The sequence below is a fragment of the Microbacterium sp. KUDC0406 genome (genome assembly GCF_021582875.1).
Classification (GTDB): Bacteria; Actinomycetota; Actinomycetes; order Actinomycetales; family Microbacteriaceae; genus Microbacterium.
In genome coordinates this window covers 3,026,964-3,049,139 of record NZ_CP091138.1, presented here as the reverse complement: position 1 = coordinate 3,049,139, position 22,176 = coordinate 3,026,964, and the positions used below count along the sequence as shown (strand labels likewise).

Sequence of the window (22,176 nt, the reverse complement as noted above, 5' to 3'; positions counted from 1 at the left end):
CTGATATGAGTCACTTGACTCACGTCTAGACCGTAACCGTCGATCAAGAGGTAAGTCAATGCACCCACCTCTATGTGATACTGGTCACATGACCCGCGGCGACTCCGCTTACCATCGCGCGATGGCCGAGGCGAACCGCGCGTCGGTGCTCGCCGCCGGCGCCCGCCTGTTCCTCGAGAACGGCTACGACCGCACGTCGCTCGCGCGCATCGCTCAGGAGGCGGGCGTCTCGAAGGCGACGCTCTTCAAACAGTTCCCGACCAAGGCGGAACTGTTCGAGGCGACCGTGCTCGCAGCAGGCGGGGCGCCCGAACTGGTCCCCATCGACGTTCCCGCGGACGACTTCCGCGCCGGTCTCGTGGCGCTCGGGCGGGCCTATGGCGAGCTTCTGCTCCGGCCCGAGATGATCGCGCTGATGCGGACGGTGATCGCCGAGTCGCCTCGGTTCCCTGAGCTGCGAAAGCGCACCTTCGACTTCGGGACGCTGCCTGTGCTCATCGCCCTGGCGCGCTTCCTTCGCGGTGCGCACGCGGCAGGAATCGCGGAGATCGACGACCCCGACACCGCATCCGCCCAGTTCCTCGGGATGATCGCGTCATCCGTCTTCTGGCCCCGCCTCATCCACGGCACCTGGTCGATGACCGACGCCGAGCAGGAGAGGGCCATAGAGGAAGCCGCTCGGACCATCGCAGCCCGCTACGCCGCCTCCTGACGTGCGGCAGGCAGTCTGCGAGTGCCCGGTACTGACCCGGATCAGTGCGTGGTGGTGATGCCGACCGCGTCGTGCACGATCACAGCCGCCACGCGTGCGCCGGCGCCCGCGGCGACCATGAGCTGCTGCGGGCCGGGTGAGGCGATGTCGCCGGCGGCGTAGACACCGGGTCGGCTGGTGCGGCCGGAACGATCCACGATCAGATGCCCCTGCTCATCCGTATTCGGGGCGAGGTCCTGCAGGTAGCCGAGCTCGGCATCCCATTGCGGCTGCACGAAACCTCCGTCGATCGAGTGCTCGACGCCGTCCTCGAGACGGATGCCGGTGATCACGCCCTTCTCTCCGCGCAGCTCGGCGATCGGGGCGCGCTCCACGGCGATCCCCTGCGCGAGCAGCTCGGCCTCCTCGTCGGGCCCGATCGCCTCCGAACCGTGCGTGAAGACGGTGAGCTGCGATGTCCACCGTGAGATCAGGCGGGCACGGGCGGCGAGGTCGGCGGTCTCGCCGATCAGCGCCAGCGGGCGGTCGCGCAGATCCCAGGCGTCGCAGGCCACGCAGCTGAACAGGCTCACCCCGTAGAAGCCGCGCAGGTTCGGGACATCCGGCAGGTGCTCGCGCAGCCCGGTCGCGAGCAGCACCGATCGGGCGCTCACGACCTCGTCCGGCGTGCGCCGGCCCACGGATGCCCGGAATCCGGCATCCGTCTGCGAGATGCCGAACACCCGCTGCCGGGTGCGCACCTCGACGTCCGGATAGCCGGCGAGTTCCTCCCTGGCGAGCCGACGAAGCTCGTGCGGGGGCACCCCGTCGCGCGTGAGGAAGCCGTGCGAGACCAGCGTCGCCGCGTTGCGCGGGCGGTCGGCGTCGACCAGCAGCACCCGCATCAGCGCCCGGCCGAGGTTGAGCGCGGCCGACAGACCGGCGGGTCCGCCGCCGACGATCAGCACGTCGTACTCGGTGTCAGTCATGGCCGTCTCCCTGCCCTTCGTGCGGTTCCTGAGCCTGTCGAAGGGCAGGGACCGGCAGCGCGGCCACCAGCGGGTGGTCGAACGGGTACGGACCGACCTTCGCCGCGCCGCCGGGCGACCCGATCTCGTCGAAGAAGGCCACGTTCGCGGTGTAGTAGTCCTGCCACTCGTCGGGCAGGTCGTCCTCGTAGTAGATCGCCTCGACCGGGCAGACAGGCTCGCAGGCGCCGCAGTCGACGCACTCGTCCGGATGGATGTAGAGCGACCGCTCGCCCTCGTAGATGCAGTCCACCGGGCACTCGTCGATGCATGCGCGGTCCTTGACGTCCACGCACGGCAGCGCGATCACGTAGGTCATCGGACGAGGGCCCCGTCGCGGGACACCGCCACCTGCTCCTCGCGCGGCACGACCTTGACCCGTTCACGGGTGTGCTCATGCGTCTCGCCGAGGTGCCGCTCGTGCGCATCCAGCGCGAGCCAGCCGTCCCACGTCGTGTACTCCGTGTCGCGCTCGTCGAGCAGGTCGAGGATGTCGGACTCCTGGGTCGCTGAGCCTGTCGAAGCGCCGTCGGCACCCTTCGACGGGTCCCTGCCGTTCGACAGGCTCAGGGACCGCGCGGAGGGCAGGGACCCGGAGGACAAGCTCAGGGACCCGGAGACTGCATCTTCGATCAGGTTCGTGATCGTCTCCAGGGCATCCGACTTGGTGTGCCCGATCAAGCCCACCGGGCCGCGCTTGATCCAGCCGGTCGCGTACAGCCCCGGCTCGCCGTCGACGCGTCCGGCGTCGTTCGGCACCACGCCGCGGCGCTCGTCGAAGGGCGCGCCCTCGACCCGGGTGCCGTAGTAGCCGACCGCCCGATAGACCGCCTGCACCTCGTAGTCGCGGAACTCTCCGGTGCCCTCGATCGCACCGTCCCCGCCGAGCCGGGTGCGCTCGAAGCGGATGCCCTCCACGCGGCCGTCTCCGGTGATCTCCACCGGTGAGTGCCAGAAGTGCAGGTGCAGCCGCCTGCTCGCCTGCCCGACCTCGCGGTCGCGCCATCCGTTCAGTGTGCGCAGCATGACCTTCAGCTGGTTGGTCGACGCGGATGCCGCATCCACACCCTCGAAGTCCTCGTCGTGCAGCACGATGTCCAGATCGCGCACCTCGCCGAGCTCGCGCAGCTCGATCGGCGTGAACTTGATGTCGGCGGGACCGCGGCGACCGAACACGTGCACGTCGGTGATCGCCGAGGACTCGAGTCCGGCGAGCACGTTGTCGGGCACCTCGGTGCTGCGCTGGTCCTCGCCGTGCTTGGCGAGCACACGCGCCACGTCGAGCGCGACGTTGCCGTTGCCGATCACCGCCGCCGACCTGGCATCCAGCGGCCAGGTGCGCGCGACATCCGGATGCCCGTCGAACCAGGCGACGAAATCCGCGGCGCCGTACGAGCCGGGCAGATCGACACCGGGCACGTCCAGCGCGGCGTCGCGGATCGCTCCGGTCGCGAGGATGACGGCGTGGTACCGCTCGCGCAGCTCGTCGAGTCCGATGTCCTTGCCCACCTCGACGTTGCCGATGAAGCGGATGGTGCGGCGCTCCGCGCCCTCGGCGGTGGCATCCAGCATGTCGTGCAGCGACGTGACGATGCCCTTGATGCGCGGATGGTCGGGGGCGACGCCGTACCGGATCAGGCCGTAGGGCGCGGGCAGCGACTCGAACAGGTCGATCTCGACACCGGAGATGGGCCCCTGAGCTTGTCGAAGGGCGGCGACGGCGTTCGCCAGCAGGTTGCCGGCGTAGATGCCGGCAGGGCCCGATCCGACGATCGCGACGCGCAGATTCAGAGGAGAGGTCATGGTGGTTCTTTCGTGCTCAGAGTGAGGAGAGGATCAGCTTCACGAGACTGCAAGCCCGCGCCGAGACTGTGGCGCTAGACCCACGCCTCGGCGGGGGCTTGCAGTTTCGAGAGGGCAATGAGGGCGGTGGCATCCGGGCTCAGCCGCACGACGTCGCCGACGATGACGACCGCGGGCGAGCGCACCTGCCGAGCGGCGGCGAGATGCGCGATCGTGCCGAGCGTGCCGATCGTCACGCGCTGTCCCTCGCCGTAGCCGTCCTCGACGATCGCGACGGGGCAGTCCGCGCCCCGTTCGCCGGCGGCCAGTACGTGCGCGGAGTGACCAAGGGTGTTCACGCCCATCAGCAGGATCACGGTGTGGTCGCCCTTCGACAGGCTCAGGGGCCCACCCGGCTGGATCTGGTCGTGCGCGCTGACGACGGTGAAGGATGCCGCGACGCCGCGGTGCGTGACCGGGATGCCGGCGGCGGCCGGCACCGAGATCGCGCTGGTGACCCCGGCGACGACGTCGACGGGGATGCCGGCGGCCTCGCAGTGCAGCTGCTCCTCGCGGCCGCGGCCGAGCACGAACGGATCGCCGCCCTTGAGGCGCACGACGTTCCGGCCGGCCCGCGCCTCCTGCACGAGCAGGGCGTTGATGCCGTCCTGCGGCACCCGGTGGTGCCCGGGCAGCTTGCCGACGTCGACCACGTCGGCGGTGAGCTCGATGCCCTCCGCGGCGAGCTGCTCCAGCACGGCGCGGGCGCCGAGCCGGTCGGCGACGATGACGTCGGCCTGCTGCAGGGCGCGGAGTCCGCGCAGGGTGAGCAGTCCGGCATCGCCCGGTCCTGCTCCGACGAGGGTGACGCGTCCGGTCACTTTGCACCTCCCAGGATGAGGCCCCGGCTGCGCAGCATCCGCCGTTCGAGGGGGCCGAAGATCACGAGTTCGATGAGGATCCCGATCGCGAGGATCAGGATGATCGTGCCGAGCACGGCCGCGAGATCGGCGAGCTCACGGGACTGGTCGAGCATCGAGCCGAGCCCGAAGCCGATCGACCCGCCGGTGGCGATGATCTCGGCGGCCATCAGCGACCGCCACGAGAACGCCCAGCCCTGCTTGAGGCCGGCGACGTACCCGGGCAGGGATGCCGGCAGCACGACCTCGGTGGCCAGCTGCCAGCGGCTGGCGCCGAGCACCGTGCCGACTCGGCGCAGCTGCGGCGACACCTGGTCGACGCCGGAGAGCAGGCCGTTCACGATCGAGGGGATGGCTCCCATCAGGATCACGAAGTAGACGGTGGCGTCGGAGAGGCCGAACCAGATGATCGCGGCCGGAACCCAGGCGACCGACGGCAGCACCTGCAGACCCGAGATGAGCGGGCCGGCGGCGCGCCGAATCGGTCTCACCTCGGCCAGCAGCAGTCCCAGCGGGGTGCCGACGACGATCGCGATGAGGAATCCGATCACGCCGCGCTCGAGGCTGGTCGCCACGGCCTCCTGCAGCCGGCCGGACGCCCACGCGTCGCCGAGGGCGGCGACGACCTGCGCCGGGCTGGGCGCCTTGTCGGGCCGCGGGTTCGCGATCACGATGTACAGCTGCCAGACCGCGAGCAGCACGAACAGCAGGACGATCGGAGGCAGTGCCTTCGAGAGGGTCTCGCGGATGGGCGATCGGCGTGAGAGGTCGTCGGACTGCAGGCGGTCGAGACCTGCGGAGAGCGTGTCGAGCTCGTCTGATGCGCCCTTCGACGGGCCCCTGAGCCTGTCGACGGGCACGGACCCAGCGGCTTCAGGAGGCATTGCGGGCGATCTCCTTCCGCAGCTCGGCGGTGATCTCGGTGGCCAGCGCCGCCACCTCGGGCGACTCGATGCGCCGCCCGGTGGTGTTGCGGACGCGCCACTCCCCCGCGATCCGGCCGGGTCGGCTGGAGAGCAGGATGACCCGCTGACCCAGCCGGGCCGCCTCGCGCACGTTGTGGGTGACGAACACGATCGTGCGACCGGTCGCCCTCCACACCCGCTCCAGCTCCTCGTGCAGCAGGTCGCGCGTGATCGCGTCGAGCGCGGCGAACGGCTCGTCCATCAGCAGCACCGAGCGGTCCTGAGCGAGCGCGCGGGCGAGTGCCACGCGCTGCCGCATCCCGCCGGAGAGCTCATGCGGACGCTTGTCGGCCGCCTCGGTGAGGTTCACCGTGCCGAGCAGCCGCTCAGCCTGCTCGCGACGCTCACGGCGCGGCACGCCCCGCAGGCGCAGGGCCAGCTCGACGTTCCTGCGCGCGGTGAGCCACGGCATCAGAGCGGACTCCTGGAACATCACCGCAGCGCCGCCAGCCGGCGTCTCGATGTCGCCGACCGTGGCGGGCTCGAGCCCGGCGACAAGGTTCAGCAGCGTCGACTTGCCGCATCCGGATGCTCCGAGCAGGCAGACGAACTCCCCCGGCGCGATGTCCAGCGAGACGTCGTCGAGCACCACCGGACCGGTGCCGTACCGCTTGGTCACGTGGGAGAGGCGCACCGCGCGGGCGACGGCGGGCGCCGGCGACGGCACCGGCGCGGCGTCGTCGAAGCTCGGCGTCAGCCGGCCCTTCGACAAGCTCAGGGACCCACCGCCCGACAAGCTCAGGGACCCACCCGCCTGGGTCGCTGAGCTCGTCGAAGCGTCGTCGGGGCCCTTCGACAGGCTCAGGGACCCAGCTGGTGAACGCCCCATCAGTCCCGGCCCAGTCCCGCGGCCGAGACCGGCTGCCGGCCGTCCTTCTTGAGCAGTGCGTTGAGCGCCCGCAGATCGAACAGGCCCTCGATCGAGCCCTTCTTCTGCGTGCCCGCGGCCAGGCCGTTCTCGACGAGCCTCTCGAAGGTCTCCGCGTGCGGGTCGACCGTGAAGGTCACGTTCTGCAGCGCACGAACCAGCACGTCTTCGGAGAGCCCCTTGCCCGTGGCATCCGCCAGCGCGCCGTTGATCACCGCCGGCGCCTCGCCGGCGTTGTCCTCGAGCCACCGCACCGAGGCGAGGTGCCCCTCGAGCAGCTCGTCGACGGCATCCGGATGCTCTTTCGCGAAGTCCTTGCGCACCAGCAGCACCGTCGTCGGGAAGGCCCCGTCCTTCCAGAGGTCGCTCTCGTCGACGAGCACCTTCGCGCCGGCGTCGACCACGAGCCGCGACACCCACGGCTCGGGCAGCCAGGCGCCGTCGACCTCGCCGTCCTGGAACAGCGTCAGCGTCTGCGCGTTCTCGGTCGGGGTGATGTTCACGTCGCCGCCGCCCGAGACCGACGTCTCGAATCCCTCATCGGCCAGCCAGCTGCGCAGCGCGACGTCCTGTGTATTGCCGAGCTGCGGCGTCGCGATGGTCTTGCCCTTCAGGTCTGCGACGCTCGAGATCTCGTCGTTCACGACCAGTGCCGCGCCACCTGACGTCGCACCGGCGATGACGTTCGCCGACTGCCCGCCGGACTGGATGAACGTGTTGATCGACGGGTTCGGCCCGATGTAGGTCGCATCGATCGCTCCGGCCGAGAGCGCCTCGATGGCGGCCGGCCCGGCGTTGAACACCTCGGTCTTCAGCTTCACGTCGTCGCCGAGCGCGTCCTGGAACAGGCCCTCCGAGACACCCACCAGAGCGGGCGCGTGGGTGACGTTGGCGAAGTACCCCAAGCGCACCTCGTCGAGATCGTGCGTGCCGGTGCTCTGATCGGCGGATGCCGAGGCGCAGCCCGCGAGCATCATGGCGGCCAGTCCCAGGGCGGTCAGAGCGGTGGTCTTGCGAGCATTCTTCACGGTATTCGCCTCCTCGGCATTCGGTGGTGCAGGTCGTGGTTCAGGTGCAGGGCGTGGTTCAGATTCAGCCGACGACGGTCGCCGCGGCCAGGGTCGCCCCGTCGCCGGGATGGATCAGCACGAGCGAGCCGCTGGAGCGATCGGTCGTGTACGGCTCGAGCGGCAGGTCGGCGGAGAAGCGCAGGCGCACCCGGCCGATCTCGTTCACCGCGAGCACGGATGCCGGCTGATGGGCCAGCGTCTCCAGATCTCGGCGATCGATCACCTCGACGATCAGCGCCTGCACGGTCGCGGTGCCGTGCTTGGCGAGCACTTTCGCGCCGGCGATGGCCTCTCGCTGGTCCAGCTGGAACAGTTCGACGACGGCCTCGCGGCGCGCCTCCGGGGCGGTTCCCGCAGCGGTGATCACGGCGCCGCGCGCGGCGTCCACCTCGTGGGCGAGCGTGAGAGCGACCGACTGCGGCGCGACTGCGGCATCCGCCTTCTCGCCCGCCACGAAGATGCCGGTGACCGTCGTCGCGTGCCCGCCCGGGAACACCTCGACGCGGTCGCCGACCGCTACCTCGCCGGACGAGATGCGCCCGGCGAAGCCGCGGAAGTCGCGGTAGCGCTCGGGGTCGCGCACCTCGGGCGACAGCCCGCCCTGCGGGCGCAGCACGAGCTGCACCGGAAGGCGGAGATCGGACGCCACAGCATCGGCCTCGTCCGCGCTGGGCAGCGTCTCGAGCAGCTGGATCAGTGTGTCGCCGTTGTACCAGGGCGTGCGCTCGGAGCGCTCCACGATGTTGTCGCCCTCGAGCGCCGAGACCGGCAGCACGTGGATGCCGCGCAGCCCGAGCTGCTCGGCGACGCGCTCCGCCTCGAGCTCGATCTCGAGGAACCGGTCCTCGTCGAAGCCGATCAGATCGATCTTGTTCACCGCGACGATGACGTGCGGCACCCGCAGCAGCGAGACGACGGCCAGGTGCCGGCGCGTCTGCTCCACGATGCCCTTGCGCGCGTCGACGAGCACGACGACGGCGTCCGCGGTGGCGGACCCGGTGACCATGTTGCGGGTGTACTGCACGTGCCCGGGGCAGTCGGCGAGGATGAAGCTGCGCCGGTCGGTCGCGAAGTACCGGTAGGCGACATCGATGGTGATGCCCTGCTCGCGCTCGGCGCGCAGCCCGTCGGTGAGCAGCGCGAAGTCGAAGTCGCCGTGCGCGAAGCCGCGCTGCCGGCTGGTGGCCTGCACCTGCTCGAGCTGGTCGGCGAGGATCGCCTTCGCGTCGTGCAGCAGCCGGCCGACCAGGGTCGACTTGCCGTCGTCCACCGAGCCCGCGGTCGCGAATCGGAACAGGGTCGTCTCCCCCGGTCGCCCTGCGAGCGAGCGCCAGCGACCGAGACGAAACGCCTTCAGGTCCGTGGAGCGTTTCGTCTCGCTTCGCTCGCGGGGCGACCGCCGGAGTCACGTTGTCGACAGTGGTCATCAGAAGTACCCGTCCTTCTTGCGGTCCTCCATGGCGGCCTCGCTGATGCGGTCGTCCGCCCTCGTCGCACCGCGCTCGGTGATGGTCGAGCGGGCGACCTCCGTGACGACGGATGCCGCGTCCGCGGCATCCGATTCCACGGCGCCCGTGCAGCTCATGTCGCCGACCGTGCGGTACCGCACGACGCGGCGCTCGACCCGCTCGTCGACGCGCGGCTGCGAGACCTCGCCCACTGCGCGCCACATGCCGTCGCGGCGGAACACCTCGCGCTCGTGCGCGAAGTACAGCGGCGGCAGCGGGATGCCCTCGCGCTCGATGTAGCTCCACACGTCGAGCTCGGTCCAGTTCGAGATCGGGAAGGCCCGCACGTGCTGGCCGGGCAGGTGGCGGCCGTTGTACAGGCTCCACAGCTCGGGGCGCTGGTTGCGCGGATCCCACTGACCGAACTCGTCGCGCAGCGAGATGATGCGCTCCTTGGCACGGGCCTTGTCCTCATCTCGGCGCGCCCCGCCGAAGACCGCATCGTGCCGCCCGAGGAAGATCGCGTCGAGCAGCGGCTGGGTCTGCAGCGGATTGCGGGTCCCGTCCGGCCTCTCGGCGAGGCGCCCGTCATCGATGTAGTCCTGCACCCGGGCGACCTCGAGGGTGAGTCCGAGGCGCTGCACGGTCTCGTCGCGGAAGGCGATCACCTCGGGGAAGTTGTGCCCGGTGTCGACGTGCAGCACCGGGAACGGCACCCGGCCCGGCGCGAACGCCTTGGTTGCCAGATGCAGCACGAGCACCGAGTCCTTGCCGCCGGAGAACAGCAGCACGGGGCGCTCGAACTCGGCGACGACCTCGCGGATGATGTGGATCGCCTCGGCCTCGAGCAGGTCGAGGGCGCTGAGTCCGGTCGTTGAGCGAGCGAAGCGAGACGAAACGCGCTGCCCTGCGACTGAAGGCGTTTCGTCTCGTCGCTGCGCTCCTCGCTCAACGACCGGGAGAGAGGCGACCGGGGGAAGGTGTCAGTGCTCATACGTGAAGCCCGCATTCTGTCTTCGCCTGTCCGGCCCAGCGGCCGGAACGGGGGTCTTCGCCGGCGGCGACCGGCCTCGTGCACGGCTGGCATCCGATCGACGGGTATCCGAAATCGACCAGCAGATTGACCGGTGCCCCGTGCTCCGCGGCGTACGCGAGCACGTCGTCGAAGCTCCACGCGGCGACCGGGTTCACCTTGACCAGGCCGTTGCGCTCGTCGAAGGTGACCAGCGGGGTGTTCGTGCGCGTGGGCGCCTCGTCGCGGCGCACCCCGGTGAACCACAGCTCGTACCCGCCGAGGGCATCCTGCAGCGGGGCGACCTTGCGGCGCGCACAGCACAGCGCGGCGTCGCGCTCGAACAGCTTCGCGCCGTACTCTGCATCCTGCTCGGCGACGGTCTGCTCGGGCGTGACATCGACGATGCGCACGTCGAGAGCACGCGCGACCTCGTCACGCGTGGCGTAGGTCTCGGTGAAGTGGTAGCCGGTGTCGAGGAACAGCACGTCCACACCGGGCAACTGCTCGGCGACGAGGTGCGGCAGGGCGGCATCCGCCATAGAGCAGGCCACGGCTGCGGCCTCGGCGCCGAAGTTGCGCGCCACCCAGGCGACGACCTCGGCGGCGGATGCCTCGTGATCGGTCAGGCTGCCGAGCTCGGCGTTGCCCCGCTCGGCGAGCGCGGCGAGCTCGTCATGGCTGCGCTTGCTGCCGATGCGAGGAGCGAGGCTGACGCTCATTGCAGCGCCTCCTCATCGGCCCGGTGCGCCCAGCCGGCGAACGTCTCTCCCGCTTCGCGATCGGCGAGATAGCGGCGGATGACCCGCTCGGCGTAGTCGGCGATGCCGTCGGCCGCGACCTTCAGCCCGCGCACGGTGCGCCCCAGGCCGGCCTCCGGCCGGCCCTCGGTGGCGAGGCCTCCGCCGAGGTGGACCTGGTAGCCCGGCACCTGCTCGCCGTCGATCGTGACCAGCTGGCCCTTCAGCCCGATGTCGGCGGTCTGGATCCGGGCGCAGGAGTTGGGGCATCCGTTCACGTGCAGCGTGATCGGCCGGCCGATCTCGGGCTCGAGTGCCCCGAGACGCTCCTCGAGCTGCTCGATCGCCTGCGCGGCGTTCACCTTGGTCTCGACGATCGCCAGCTTGCAGAACTCGATGCCGGTGCAGGCCATGGTGCCGCGGCGGAACAGGCTGGGCCGCGACGGCAGGCCGAGCTCGTCGAGTCCGGCCTGCACGGAGCGCACGTTCTGCTCGGGCACGTCCAGGACCAGGATCTTCTGGAACACGGTGGGGCGCACCCGGCGCGAGCCGTTCACCTCGGCGAGGCCGGCCAGCCGGGAGAGCGTCGTGCCGGAGAGACGGCCCACGGTCGTGGAGGCGCCGATGTAGAACCGGCCGTCCTTCTGGCGGTGCACCCCGACGTGGTCGGGCGACCCGACCGGCTCGGCGGGCGCCGGACCGTCGGGCAGTGGCGATGACAGGTACTCGGTCTCGAGCACCTCTCGCATCCGCTCCACGCCCCAGTCGGCGAGCAGGAACTTCATGCGCGCCTTGTTGCGCAGCCGGCGGTAGCCGTAGTCGCGGAAGATGCCGGTCACGCCCTCCCACACCTCGGCGACGCGGTCCGGGGCGACGAAGGCGCCCAGGCGCTCACCCAGTCGCGGCACGGCGGCGAGCGCGCCGCCCACCCACAGGTCGTAGCCGATGCCGAGCTCGGGGTGCTCCACCGCGACGAAGGAGCAGTCGTTGATCTCGTGCACCACGTCGAGGCTGGGGTGCCCCGTGATCGCGGTCTTGTACTTGCGCGGCAGGTTCGCGTACGACGGGTCGCCGATGTAGCGATCGACGATCTCGCGCAGCTGCGGGGTCGGATCGATCAGCTCGTCCTCGGCGATGCCGGCGACCGCCGAGCCCAGGAAGGTGCGCGGTACGTCACCGCAGGCCTCCGTGGTCTGCAGCCCCACCGACTCCAGCCGGCGCCAGATCTCAGGGACGTCCTCGATGCGCACCCAGTGCAGCTGCACGTTCTGCCGGTCGGTGATGTCGGCGATGTCGCGGCCGAACTCGGTGGAGATGCCGCCGATCACGCGGAGCTGCTCGGTGCTGAGCTGTCCGCCGTCGATGCGGACCCGCATCATGAAGTACTCGTCCTCGAGCTCGTGCGGCTCGAGCTGCGCGGTGCGGCCGCCGTCGATGCCCGGCTTGCGCTGGGTGTACAGGCCCCACCAGCGGAACCTGCCGTGCAGGTCGGTGGGGTCGATCGAGGCGAAGCCGCCCTTCGCGTAGACCTGCTCGATGCGCTCGCGGACGTTCAGTCCGCCGTCGGCGAGCTTGAACTCCTCATTGGCGTTCAGTGGTTCGGTGCCGTCGACGGCCCACTGTCCGTGCGGCTTGGACGGCGTGCGCGAGGTGCGCGTCCTCGCCCCGCGAACGGGTGCTTGCTGCTCGACAGTCATGATCTCGCTCTCGTACCGGATGCGGCGAGGCATCGCCACGAGAGGACACGCTAGACAGGCGACGGGCGCAGGGGAACTGCCGGATGACTTATGGCGTAGGCGTCTGTCACGCCCCGTCATCCTTCGTAGGAAAAGCGATTCAGGAGCCGCCGCGTGCTATTCGTGCGCGCGGACAAGCTGTGCGGCGGCCGCACTGAAGCGCTCCAGCACCAGCTCGACGAGCTCGGTCGGCACCCCGGGACCGTCCAGCAGCGGCTTCGACACCGGATGTCCCTCCGAGCGCTTCCGGGTGAGGTCGTTGAAGTATCCGTGCGCGAGCAGGTAGGTCGACACCACCGCATGGGGATGGTCGGCGAGCAGCGCTCCCAGTTCGGGCTCGCGCGCCGCGAGGTAGCCGATCCGCACCGGGCGCCCGAGCCTCGCTGCGAGCTGATCCGCCATGCCCTCCGCATCGACGGCGGAGCGGTCGTCGCGTGAGCCGGCCACCGCGATCACGACCTCGTCGCCCGACGGCAGACGACGGGCCAGCACCTCGGCGAGACGCGGATCCGGACCGAGTGGATCGGCGACCACGGCATCCGCTCTGCCGGCGACGATCCCGTGCAGGTCGTGGAACACGTGGAAGCCGCTCGACAGCAGCAGCGGCACGACGACCACCGGACCGTCGATCGCGGCGAGCGCGGCCGCGGCATCCGGATCCTGCACGTCGACGAATGCCTCGTGCACGTCGAGGCCGGGGGCGGCGGCGCGCACCGCGGCGACCAGCGCGCGCACGTCTGCGGCTCCCTGCGCGTCAGAGGTGCCGTGCGAGACGGCGAGCAGTGCGGGTGTGCGCATGTCCACAGATTAGTGCGATCGTCGACGCCTCACGCGTCCGGGCGGAACTCTCACGCACAGGAGGAAGACTCCCCCGTGATCCTCCTCCCCAGCGCGCGAACTCCTCCCCAGCGCGCGAACTCCTCCCCAGCGCGCGAACTCCTCCCCAGCGGCGGCCTCCCCTGGCGGCCGCGCCGGGCGACTCGGAGTCTCACGCCTCTCCCCGACCCACCGCAACCTCGATCAGGTCGCGGCTGGTCGGCGACAGATCCCGGGCGCCGCCGCGCCACAGCGCCGTGATCGGCCGTGTCAGCGGCGCATCCGCCACGGCGACCTCGACCAGCCGGCCGAGGCCGATGTCGTCGGCCACCGCACGCCGCGACAGCACCGCCGGCGCGAGGCCCTCGGCCACAGCCGAGCGCACGGCAGCCGTCGTGGACAGCACCGCGATCGGCTCCACCGGATCGCGGTACAGCCGCGTGCGGACCTCGTACTCCCACGCCTGCCTCGTGCCGCTGCCGGACTCGCGTGCGACGAGCGGGGTCGCCGCGACGTCATCGAGCAGCACCCGTCGCGTCGCCCAGGGATGCCCCGGTGCCACGACCAGCACGAGTTCGTCGATCCCGAGCGTGGTGTGCGACAGCCCCTGCGGGATCGCCGAGGATTCGATGACCCCCAGCTCGGCCCGTCCCGATCGCACCAGCTGCTCCACCTCGACGCTGTTCGCGGTGAGCAGGCGCACGGCCGTCGGCACCCGGCCCGACCGGACCTGCCGATCGCGCAGCGCGACGAGCCACTGCGGCACCATGTGCGCGGCGACGGTCTGGCTGGCGGCGACAGTGAGCTCACGGCGGCGTTCGTCGCGCAGTGTCTCAGCCCCGGCACGGAACCGCTCCGCCGCGGCGAGCACGTCCGCCGCCCACGAGGCGACGGTCTCGCCCTCCGCCGTGGGGACGACGCCCTGCGGTGTGCGCAGGAACAGCTCCATGCCGAGCATCCGCTCGATGCCCCGCAGCCGCGCCGACGCCGACTGCTGCGACACCCCGCACTCCCTGGCGGCCGCCGAGATCGATCCGTGGCGCACCGCGGAGTCCAGCAGCTCGAGCGCATCGAGATCGGGAACGTCCTGCATCCGGCCATGGTACAACTGCAGCCTGTATCCCTATCGGAATGCGCCGTCTACCGCGCATCGCGGCCGAGGAGAACGCTGGAATCATGCTGTTCTCGCCGCCGCAGACCCTCCCGCAACGCCTCACCCGGCGCGGCGTCGAGGTGCTCCCCGGGGTCCTCGTCACCGCCGCCATCGCCCTCGTCGCGACGGGTATCGGCGCCCTCGTCCCGGTGCTCGGCTCCGCCGTCCCGGCGATCGTCGTCGGGGTGCTGCTCTCGCTGCTGCGGGGCCGCGCGCTGCCAGGCGGGGTGGATGCCCGCATCCGCCCCGGCATCGCGTACTCCAGCAAGTTCCTGCTGCAGCTGGCCGTCGTGCTGCTGGGCGTGCAGCTCTCGATCGGCAGCATCCTGCAGGTCGGTCTCGAGTCCCTGCCCATCATGCTCACGACCCTGGGTGTGTGCCTGCTCGGTGCCTGGTGGATCGGCAGGGCGATGCGGGTGGAGAGCCGGCTGCGCACCCTCATCGGCGTGGGCACCGGCATCTGCGGAGCATCCGCCATCGCCGCGGTCTCGCCCGTGATCGGCGCAGCCAGCGCCGAGATCGCCTACGCCGTCTCGACGATCTTCCTGTTCAACATCCTCGCCGTGATCCTGTTCCCGCTGCTCGGGCACGCGCTGAACCTCGACCCGCACACCTTCGGGCTGCTGGCCGGCACCGCGATCAACGACACCAGCTCGGTGGTCGCCGCGGCGAGTGTGTTCAGCACGGCGGCGCTCGGCTTCGCCGTCGTCGTCAAGCTCGTGCGCACCCTGATGATCATCCCGATCAGCATCGGCCTGTCGGTCATGGAGGCGCGGAAGGATGCCGGCGGCGCGCGCCTGACCGCACGCCGCATCGTGACCCTCGTGCCATGGTTCCTGATCGGCTTCGTCGTCGTGGCGGTGGTGAACTCGACGGGTGTCATCCCGGCCGGCCCGCGGGACGTGCTCGTGCAGGCGAGCGTGTTCCTCATCGCGATGGCCCTCGCAGGCATCGGTCTGTCGACCGACATCCCCGCCCTGCGCAGCGCCGGCTGGCGTCCGCTGGCCCTCGGCGCGATCCTCTGGGTGCTGGTGACCCTGACATCGCTCGCGACCATCGCGGTGACAGGGTCCCTGGGGTGGTGACGGCGCCCACTACGCGACCGGTTCGTCGAGCGGGATCGGCGGGCGTCCACGACCGGCCCACACCGCCCCCGCGCTGGCTGCGATGACCAGGGCCACGCCGCCGATCTCCAGGGGCGACAGCCGCTGTCCCAGCAGCACGAATCCGGCGGTGCACGCGATCGCCGGCCCCAGGCTCATCAGCACCCCGAACACGGCGGGCGCCAGCCGTCGCAGCGCGACCAACTCGAAGGCGTACGGAATCGTCGACGACAGCACCGCCACAGCGGCGCCGAGGGCGATCAGCTCAGGTCGCAGCAGCGCGTCGCCGGCGTCTGCGATCCCGAACGGCAGAGACAGCAGCGCACCGAACGCCATCGCCAGCGCCAGCCCGTCGAACCGTTCGAACTCCCGTCCCACCCGCGCCGAGGCAAGGATGTAGCCGGCCCAGCTCGCCGCCGCGCCCAGCGCGAACAGCACCCCGGTCACGGTCAGCCGGTCCCAGCCACCGCCGCCGAGCGCCAGCACACCGGCCAGCGCCAACGCCGCCCACGTCCACGCCGACCGCGCCTTCGCCGTCACCACCGAGAGCGCGAGCGGGCCGAGCACCTCGATGGTCACGGTGATGCCCAGCGGCAGCACGCGCAGAGCGAGGTAGAACAGCCCGTTCATGATCGCCAGCGCTCCGCCCAGCAGCAGCGCGGATCGCCAGGCGGATGCCGGGTGGCCGCGCAGCCGCGGCCGGGCGACCAGCAGCAGGATCAGGGCGGAGAAGACCAGGCGCAGCATCACCATGCCGAGCGGTCCCACCTGCGGAAACAGCAGCACGGCGATCGACGCGCCGACCTCCTGGCAGATCAGCCCGATGCCGACCAGGCCGACCGCGAAGCCGCGGCCGCCCCTCAACTCGTCCCCTCACACGAGGGACGCCGCAGAGGGAGCGTCACTCCTTCGACGGCGCGACGCAGACCAGGGCCGACCCTGCGATCTCGGTCTTGTACTGCTCCGCGGTGAACGGCAGCCCGAACTCGGGCGCCGTCTGCCCCTTCGCCGCGGGGCCTTCGAGCCGATCGCCGCCAGTTCCCACGCCAGATCCCTGGCGATCTGACTGCCCGACGTCGAGTTGTTCAGCGTCACGGCCACCGTGAACCCGGTCGCCGGATCGGAGTACGCCGCGGTGGCGTAGCCGGGCGTCCAGCCGTGCTGGCCGACCATCGACCCGACGATGTATCCGCCGCCTGTGGCCTGGAACCAGGACGCACCGTCCGCGCTCACCTTGAGCGGAGCGTCGAAGCGCTTCTTGTCGGCCTTCTCGCCGCGCAGAGCCTGACGGGCCTCGGCCTGCGCATACCGGCCGAGATCGGAGATGGTCGACGTCACACCGGAATCGGTGAACCCGGTGCTCGACGACATCTTCGTGATGTCGATCGGTGCAGTGCAGTCGTATCCGCCCTTGACCGCGGGAAGCACGCTGCCGGTCAGCGCCGGCGACGGTGCGGGCTCCGCCGCGGTGGACGAGGGCAGACGGGTGTTCGCCAGCTCGAGCGGGTCGGTCACGTACTGCTTGATCAGCGCGGAGGCGTCCAGGCCGGACGCACGCTCCAGCGCGAGTCCGAGCAGCAGATATGCGGCATCCGAGTCTCGGAACGTCGTGTGCGGCTCGGTGCGGGCCTGACCCAGCCCGTAGCTCGCCAGCTGCAGCGGCTGCCACTGCCGCTCGGGAGTGTTCAGCCAGAAGCCCTTGGCGGCCCCCTCGGACGACCCGATCCCCGCCGTGCCGTTGCACAGGTCGAGCAGCGTGACGTCCTTGAGATCGGCGACGCCGGAGACGTACTTCGGCACGGGCGCATCCAGATCGATGTCGCCGGCGTCGGCCATGCCGTAGAGCACGTCGCAGGTCATCAGCCGGGTGACGTCGGCGACGCGGAACGACATGTCGGTGGTCACCTTGGCATCGCTGCCGGCACCCTGCGTGCCGATGGCGTCCACCCAGGTGCCGCTCCACGGCACCCACACCCCGACGATCGCACCCGATGCTCCGGCGGACTTCATCGCCTCCTGCACCGCGACCTGCAACTGGTCGACGGTCTCGTCGGGCAGGTGGCCGTCGACCTGCTTCGGAGGCGTGTAGCTGAACGTCGCCTCACCCGCCGAGCATCCCGTGAGAATCAGAGCGAGTGCCGCGGCTGCGCCGACGACGGCGCGCACGCGGCGCGACGAACGATGCTGCATGGATGCCTCTCCCGTGACTTATGCCCCGATTCTAGGGTGACGATGCTGGGAGCGAGCCTTGCCTCCCCGTCAGCGCCCGACCGGCGGGCTGTTCGGCCTGCCTGGCCTCCCAGGCCTCGCGCATGAACCGGGTGACATCCGGATCGACGCGGATGTCGCCGGGCCGAAGCGGCCTGCTCAGGTACAGGCCGTCCAGTGAGGTGAGGCGGCTGAGCGCCACATAGGTCTGCCCGGGCGCGAACGCCCCCGACCCGAGGTCGATGACCGCCCGGTCGTAGGTCTTCCCCTGCGATTTGTGGATCGTCACCGCCCAGGCGAGGCGCAGCGGGAACTGCGTGAACTCCGCGACCACCTCGCGGCTGAGCGTCTTGGTGCCGGGGTTGTACGCGTAGCGGAACCTCTCCCAGACGGCCGGCTCGACGTCGACCTCCTCGCCGTCCAGCTCGACGCGCACCGCGCCGCCCAGGATGCGGGTGACGGTGCCGATCGAGCCGTTGACCCAGCGCGGCGGCTCGCCCTGCATCGCCGTGTCGTTGCGCAGGAACATCACCTGGGCTCCCACCTTGAGCTTGAGCTCGAGTTCGGCCGGGTAGTTCCCCTCACCGCGTCCGAAGTCGCCGTTCACCTCGGCGGCGGCGGTCTGCTCGCGTCCGGAGAGCGCCTGCAGGTGCCGGGTGTTGATGCGCGTCACGATGTCGTTGCGGGTCGCGAGCGTGATGATGGGCACCTCGCCGGGTTCCGGTTCGGGTGCGGGGCGCGCACCCTGACCGTTCAGGATGCCGGCTATCTCGGCCGTCACCCGGCCGTAGCGCACCGCGTTCAGCATCTGCTTGAACCCGTCGTCGGACTGCCGGTGGATGTGCACGAGTTCCTCACGTGCAGCTGCGCGCCGTGCGCGCCGATGTCCAGCATCGCCGCTGAGCTCTGGGTCCCTGAGCCTGTCGAATGGGTCCCGCCGGTCCACACCTTCGCGTCGAAGAACCAGAACGAACGGTAGTGGTCCTGGATGTAGCGCAGTTCGTCGCCCCGGGCGGCACCGGCGCGAGCTGGTACGGGTCGCCGAACATCACCACCTGCACGCCTCCGAACGGCTCGCCGCGTCGGCCGCGCGCCTGACGCAGCGACCGGTCGATCGCGTCCATCAGATCGGCGTTCACCATCGAGACCTCGTCGATGACGAGGGTCTCGATCGCGTTCAGGATGCGACGGGTGCCGTCGTTCTGGTCGATCTCGCCGTCGGCGATGAGGCCGATCGGCAGCCGGAACAGGGAGTGGATCGTCTGGCCCTCGACGTTCAGCGCGGCGACTCCGGTCGGTGCGCAGATCGCGATCTGCTTCTTCGTGTTCCAGGCGAAGTGCTGCAGCAGCGTGGACTTGCCGGTACCCGCACGGCCCGTGATGAAGACGTGGTCCGAGGTGTCCTCGATCAGCCGGAACAGCTCGAGCTGTTCCTCGGAGAGCGGCGGCAGAGACACGCAACCATGTTAAGCGCTCAGGCGCCGCGCTCGGCTTCATCCCAGCAGCCCGCTCCTAGACTGACGCCATGGTGCAGCCGGAGACGAAGGCGCCGCGGCGCTCGCGCCTCGGCGTGGATCTGACGATCCTGACCCTTGTCGGCGTTCTCCTGCTCGCTGCTCTCGGAGCGGGCGGCGTCACCCTCTACCAGCAGTTCTACAGCCCTGCGGCCTTCGTCTCGCGGTACCTCGATCTGCTGTCCTCCGGCCGCGCGGCCGATGCGCTGCGGGTGTCCGGCGTCGCCGTCGACCGCACCGTGCTCGAAGCCGCGGGCATCGACGGGAACGCCTCCGAGGCCCTGCTGCGCCGGGCGGCGCTCGCGCCGCTCGGCGACGTGCAGCTGAAGACCGAGCCGGGCGAGGGCGGTGTCTACCACGTGACCGCCGACTACCGCGCCGCCGGCCACGACGGCACCACCACGTTCGACATCGTGCAGGATGGATGGGTCGGGGTGACTCCCAACTGGCGGTTCGCGAAGAGTCCGCTCGCCGAGATCGAGCTGGTCGTCCGCGGTGCCGACGTCTTCGCCGTGAACGGCTTCGAGCTGGACCGGCGCCAGGTCGCGATCGCCGGCGCCGAGGCGGCGCCCCTCGACCCCGTGAACCTGCTGGTGTTCACCCCCGGCGTGTACTCGGTCACGGTCTCCACCCCGATCTCCTCCTCCCCCGGCGTCAGCGTGCTGGCCGACGCCCCTCACGCCCACGCCCGTCGACCTGCAGGCGCAGCCGACGAAGGAGTTCCGCGAGGTCGTGCAGCAGCGCGTCGAGCAGTTCCTCACCACGTGCACGTCCCAGAAGGTGCTGCAGCCCACCGCCTGCCCGTTCGGGCTCGAGGTGCGCAACCGGCTCGCACCCGATTCGCTGCCGACCTGGTCGATCACCACGCAGCCGAAGGTCAGCGTCATCCCCGACGGTGCGAACTGGCGGATCGAGCCGTCGGACGCGGTCGCGCACATCGAGGTCGACATCCAGTCGCTGTTCGACGGCTCGATCGAGCACGTCTCGGAGGACGTGCCGTTCTCGGTGGACGGGACCATCACGATCCTGTCGGACGGATCCGCGTCGATCCGGGTGGGTTCGCCGTCGTCCGCCGCCGGCCCCGACCCCGACTGATCCCGCGACCAGACCGTCTGGGAAGAGGTCAGCGGCGCTCGCGCTCGGCCTCACGGCGGTCGCGCTCCGCGAGCGCCGCGAGCTTCGCGTTGTACTCCTCGAGCTCCGCATCGCCGGTGCGATCCGCATGGCGGTCCTGGCGCCGCTGCATCCGCTCGTCCGACCGCGACCACTGGATCGCGACCGTGATCGCGACGATCAGGGTCGGGATCTCGCCGATCGACCAGGCGATGCCGCCGCCGATGTACTGGTCCTCCAGCGGAGGCGCACCCCAGGTTCGGCCCATCGCGCCGAACCACTCCGCGACGATCAGCCCCGTCTGCATCATGATGGCGATGCCGAAGAACGCGTGCGTGGCCATCACCGCGATCAGCGTGATCAGCCGGCCCGCGTAGGGCAGTCGGTACGGCACCGGGTCGATGCCGATCAGCGACATCACGAAGAGGTATCCGGTGAGCAGGAAGTGGATGACCATCCACTCGTGTCCGAGGTGGTCGTACATCGCCCAGCGCACCAGATCGGTGAAGTAGAACGCCCACAGCGAGAGCACGAACAGGCCCGCGGCGACGAACGGATGCGTGAGCACACGCGCATACGGGGAGTGCACCGCCCACATGATCCACTCGCGACCGCCGCGGGTGCCGTCATCGCGTCTGCGGATCGCGCGCAGCGCGAGCGTGATCGGGGCGCCGGCGACGAGCAGCAGCGGGATCGCCATGCTCAGCAGCATGTGCCCGAGCATGTGCACGCTGAAGAGGTAGTCCTGGTAGGCGTTGACCGCGCCGCTGGTCACCCAGACCAGCATGAGCATGCCGAGCACCCAGAAGATCGTGCGGTGGATCGGCCAGCGGTCACCGCGCGCCCGCAGCCGCCGCACGCCGATCAGGTAGAGCACCAGCCCGAATCCGGCGACGACCAGCCACAGGATGTCGATGTCCCACGATGTGATCCAGCGGATCGGAGTCAGCTCGGGAGGCAGCGGCGTGTCCGTCAGCCGCTCCGCCGGCGTGCGATCGACGGCCGCCTCCTCGCCCACGGGCGGAGGTGTGCGCGCCAGCGCGGCCGCGGCGCCGGAGGCCAGGCCCATCAGCGCGAGCTCGCCCAGCAGCAGCATCCAGAACGTGCGCCGCGGGTGCTCGCCCTCGAGATGCGGGATGAGGCGGGTTCGGTACCAGGCGGCAAGCAGGCCGATCGCGCCGAGCAGCACGGCCTTCGCGATCACGATCCAGCCGTACGGGCTGAACAGCTCGTTCCAGTCGCCGATCGCGACGGCCGCGCGTCCGATCCCCGAGACGGCGACCACGATGTAGGCCGCGAGCGCGATCGACGAGTAGCGCCGCACCAGTGTGGGCAGGTCGGAGACCCGGCCCCGCAGCACGACGAGCAGCAGCAGTCCGCCGATCCAGGCCGCGGCGCCGACCGTGTGCAGCAGGATCGCGTTGACCGCGAGCGTGTGCCCGGCCAGGTCGCCGGAATGACCCTGCGTGGCGTTGGGCAGGAAGGATGCCGCCGCCAGCAGTGCGGTGAAGAACGTGGCCGTCCAGCCGCGCCAGGCGAACGCGATCACGGTCACGGCCGCGCCCATCAGCACCGTGACGAGCCAGGCCTGACCGAGCGGCAGCTCGATGAGGAACCTGCCCAGCTGCTCGCCGAACTGCGGACCGAGGCTGAGCTTGGCGTTGAACGCGGCGAGGAACGTGAAGAACGCACCGGCGGCGGATGCGACGGTGAAGATCGCGGCTCCGATGGATGCCGTGTCCACGGCGAGCTCGAAGTTCTTCATGCCCGCCTTCAGGGCGAACAGGGCGAGCACCAGGGGGCCCAGCATGGCCGCCGCGGCGAGGTTGCCGAGCATCTTCGTGGCCGGCAGCGCCCAGCGGACGAGTGCACCCGGGTCGGCGAAGACCAGTTCTGCCGCGCCGCCGCCGTACACGAGGGCGACCACCAGCGCCGCCGCCGCGGCGAGGACGAGGGTCGCGATGCCCGCGAGGCGGTAGGAGTTCACCCTTCCAGCCTAAGTTGTCGGC

At 70.5% G+C, this 22,176-nt stretch carries 20 protein-coding genes and 2 pseudogenes; 3 read left to right on the top strand and 19 right to left on the bottom strand.

What is annotated here, in order from left to right:
* The first annotated feature begins 88 nt into the window (after nucleotides 1-88).
* Nucleotides 89-712: a TetR/AcrR family transcriptional regulator gene (locus L2X99_RS15040; RefSeq protein WP_236126047.1), complete on the top strand. Its 624-nt coding sequence runs from the start codon at nucleotides 89-91 to the stop codon at nucleotides 710-712.
* Nucleotides 713-753: 41 nt separating this feature from the next.
* On the opposite strand, the gene L2X99_RS15035 is transcribed toward L2X99_RS15040, so the two are convergent.
* The 13 genes and pseudogenes from L2X99_RS15035 to L2X99_RS14975 form a co-directional block, all read right to left on the bottom strand.
* Complete coding sequence (locus L2X99_RS15035; protein ID WP_236126048.1) at nucleotides 754-1,680, bottom strand: NAD(P)/FAD-dependent oxidoreductase; 927 nt, start codon at nucleotides 1,678-1,680, stop codon at nucleotides 754-756.
* Nucleotides 1,673-2,038, bottom strand: a complete 366-nt coding sequence (gene fdxA, locus L2X99_RS15030; protein WP_236126049.1) for a ferredoxin — start codon at nucleotides 2,036-2,038, stop codon at nucleotides 1,673-1,675. The genes L2X99_RS15035 and fdxA overlap by 8 nt, the downstream gene beginning before the upstream one ends.
* Nucleotides 2,035-3,522, bottom strand: a complete 1,488-nt coding sequence (locus L2X99_RS15025) for an FAD-dependent oxidoreductase (RefSeq protein ID WP_236126050.1) — start codon at nucleotides 3,520-3,522, stop codon at nucleotides 2,035-2,037. The genes fdxA and L2X99_RS15025 overlap by 4 nt, the downstream gene beginning before the upstream one ends.
* A gap of 74 nt (nucleotides 3,523-3,596) precedes the next feature.
* The gene (cobA, locus tag L2X99_RS15020; RefSeq protein ID WP_442923456.1) at nucleotides 3,597-4,382 is read right to left on the bottom strand and encodes a uroporphyrinogen-III C-methyltransferase; all 786 of its coding nucleotides are present in this window, start codon (nucleotides 4,380-4,382) and stop codon (nucleotides 3,597-3,599) included.
* A complete protein-coding gene (locus L2X99_RS15015) occupies nucleotides 4,379-5,305 on the bottom strand; it encodes an ABC transporter permease (protein ID WP_236126051.1) in 927 nt (308 codons plus the stop codon). Before L2X99_RS15015 ends, cobA begins: the two co-directional genes overlap by 4 nt.
* The gene (locus L2X99_RS15010) at nucleotides 5,295-6,098 is read right to left on the bottom strand and encodes an ABC transporter ATP-binding protein (protein WP_442923455.1); all 804 of its coding nucleotides are present in this window, start codon (nucleotides 6,096-6,098) and stop codon (nucleotides 5,295-5,297) included. Before L2X99_RS15010 ends, L2X99_RS15015 begins: the two co-directional genes overlap by 11 nt.
* A 116-nt stretch (nucleotides 6,099-6,214) precedes the next feature.
* On the bottom strand, nucleotides 6,215-7,282 hold the full coding sequence (locus tag L2X99_RS15005) for an ABC transporter substrate-binding protein (RefSeq protein ID WP_442923454.1): 1,068 nt from the start codon (nucleotides 7,280-7,282) through the stop codon (nucleotides 6,215-6,217).
* Between the two features lie 64 nt (nucleotides 7,283-7,346).
* Nucleotides 7,347-8,681 carry a sulfate adenylyltransferase subunit 1 gene (locus tag L2X99_RS15000; protein ID WP_236126809.1) on the bottom strand — a complete coding sequence of 445 codons (1,335 nt, stop codon included), beginning with the start codon at nucleotides 8,679-8,681 and terminating at the stop codon, nucleotides 7,347-7,349.
* A 69-nt stretch (nucleotides 8,682-8,750) separates the two neighbouring features.
* Nucleotides 8,751-9,650: pseudogene (gene cysD, locus L2X99_RS14995) on the bottom strand (sulfate adenylyltransferase subunit CysD); the annotation flags it as partial.
* A 112-nt stretch (nucleotides 9,651-9,762) separates the two neighbouring features.
* The gene (locus tag L2X99_RS14990) at nucleotides 9,763-10,506 is read right to left on the bottom strand and encodes a phosphoadenylyl-sulfate reductase (protein WP_236135334.1); all 744 of its coding nucleotides are present in this window, start codon (nucleotides 10,504-10,506) and stop codon (nucleotides 9,763-9,765) included.
* Nucleotides 10,503-12,221 carry a nitrite/sulfite reductase gene (locus L2X99_RS14985; protein WP_236135333.1) on the bottom strand — a complete coding sequence of 573 codons (1,719 nt, stop codon included), beginning with the start codon at nucleotides 12,219-12,221 and terminating at the stop codon, nucleotides 10,503-10,505. Before L2X99_RS14985 ends, L2X99_RS14990 begins: the two co-directional genes overlap by 4 nt.
* A 156-nt stretch (nucleotides 12,222-12,377) precedes the next feature.
* The gene (locus L2X99_RS14980) at nucleotides 12,378-13,058 is read right to left on the bottom strand and encodes a sirohydrochlorin chelatase (protein ID WP_236126052.1); all 681 of its coding nucleotides are present in this window, start codon (nucleotides 13,056-13,058) and stop codon (nucleotides 12,378-12,380) included.
* 190 nt (nucleotides 13,059-13,248) lie between these two features.
* Entirely contained in the window at nucleotides 13,249-14,169 is a 921-nt protein-coding gene (locus tag L2X99_RS14975) for a LysR family transcriptional regulator (protein WP_236135332.1), read from the bottom strand.
* Between the two features lie 83 nt (nucleotides 14,170-14,252).
* Here L2X99_RS14975 and L2X99_RS14970 point away from each other — a divergent pair, with 83 nt between their 5' ends.
* Nucleotides 14,253-15,314: a YeiH family protein gene (locus L2X99_RS14970; RefSeq protein ID WP_236126054.1), complete on the top strand. Its 1,062-nt coding sequence runs from the start codon at nucleotides 14,253-14,255 to the stop codon at nucleotides 15,312-15,314.
* Between the two features lie 9 nt (nucleotides 15,315-15,323).
* Here the strand turns inward: L2X99_RS14970 and L2X99_RS14965 are convergent, their stop codons facing one another.
* The 5 genes and pseudogenes from L2X99_RS14965 to L2X99_RS14945 all read right to left on the bottom strand — a co-directional run bounded on the left by L2X99_RS14965 (nucleotide 15,324) and on the right by L2X99_RS14945 (nucleotide 19,685).
* The gene (locus L2X99_RS14965) at nucleotides 15,324-16,196 is read right to left on the bottom strand and encodes an EamA family transporter (protein ID WP_236126055.1); all 873 of its coding nucleotides are present in this window, start codon (nucleotides 16,194-16,196) and stop codon (nucleotides 15,324-15,326) included.
* Nucleotides 16,197-16,205: 9 nt separating this feature from the next.
* Nucleotides 16,206-17,522 (bottom strand): serine hydrolase domain-containing protein, encoded by a 1,317-nt coding sequence (locus tag L2X99_RS14960; protein WP_236126056.1) that lies wholly within the window; start codon nucleotides 17,520-17,522, stop codon nucleotides 16,206-16,208.
* Between the two features lie 31 nt (nucleotides 17,523-17,553).
* Nucleotides 17,554-18,997 (bottom strand): annotated as a pseudogene (locus L2X99_RS14955) (ATP-dependent DNA helicase).
* 17 nt (nucleotides 18,998-19,014) lie between these two features.
* Nucleotides 19,015-19,413, bottom strand: a complete 399-nt coding sequence (locus tag L2X99_RS14950; protein WP_236126057.1) for a hypothetical protein — start codon at nucleotides 19,411-19,413, stop codon at nucleotides 19,015-19,017.
* A gap of 11 nt (nucleotides 19,414-19,424) precedes the next feature.
* Complete coding sequence (locus tag L2X99_RS14945) at nucleotides 19,425-19,685, bottom strand: hypothetical protein (protein WP_236126058.1); 261 nt, start codon at nucleotides 19,683-19,685, stop codon at nucleotides 19,425-19,427.
* A gap of 101 nt (nucleotides 19,686-19,786) precedes the next feature.
* Between L2X99_RS14945 and L2X99_RS14940 the strand changes: the two genes are divergently transcribed.
* A complete protein-coding gene (locus L2X99_RS14940) occupies nucleotides 19,787-20,149 on the top strand; it encodes a hypothetical protein (RefSeq protein WP_236126059.1) in 363 nt (120 codons plus the stop codon).
* Between the two features lie 28 nt (nucleotides 20,150-20,177).
* Here the strand turns inward: L2X99_RS14940 and L2X99_RS14935 are convergent, their stop codons facing one another.
* Nucleotides 20,178-22,154, bottom strand: coding sequence for a cytochrome c oxidase assembly protein (locus L2X99_RS14935; RefSeq protein WP_236126060.1), 1,977 nt, complete (start codon nucleotides 22,152-22,154; stop codon nucleotides 20,178-20,180).
* Between the last annotated feature and the right edge of the window lie 22 nt (nucleotides 22,155-22,176).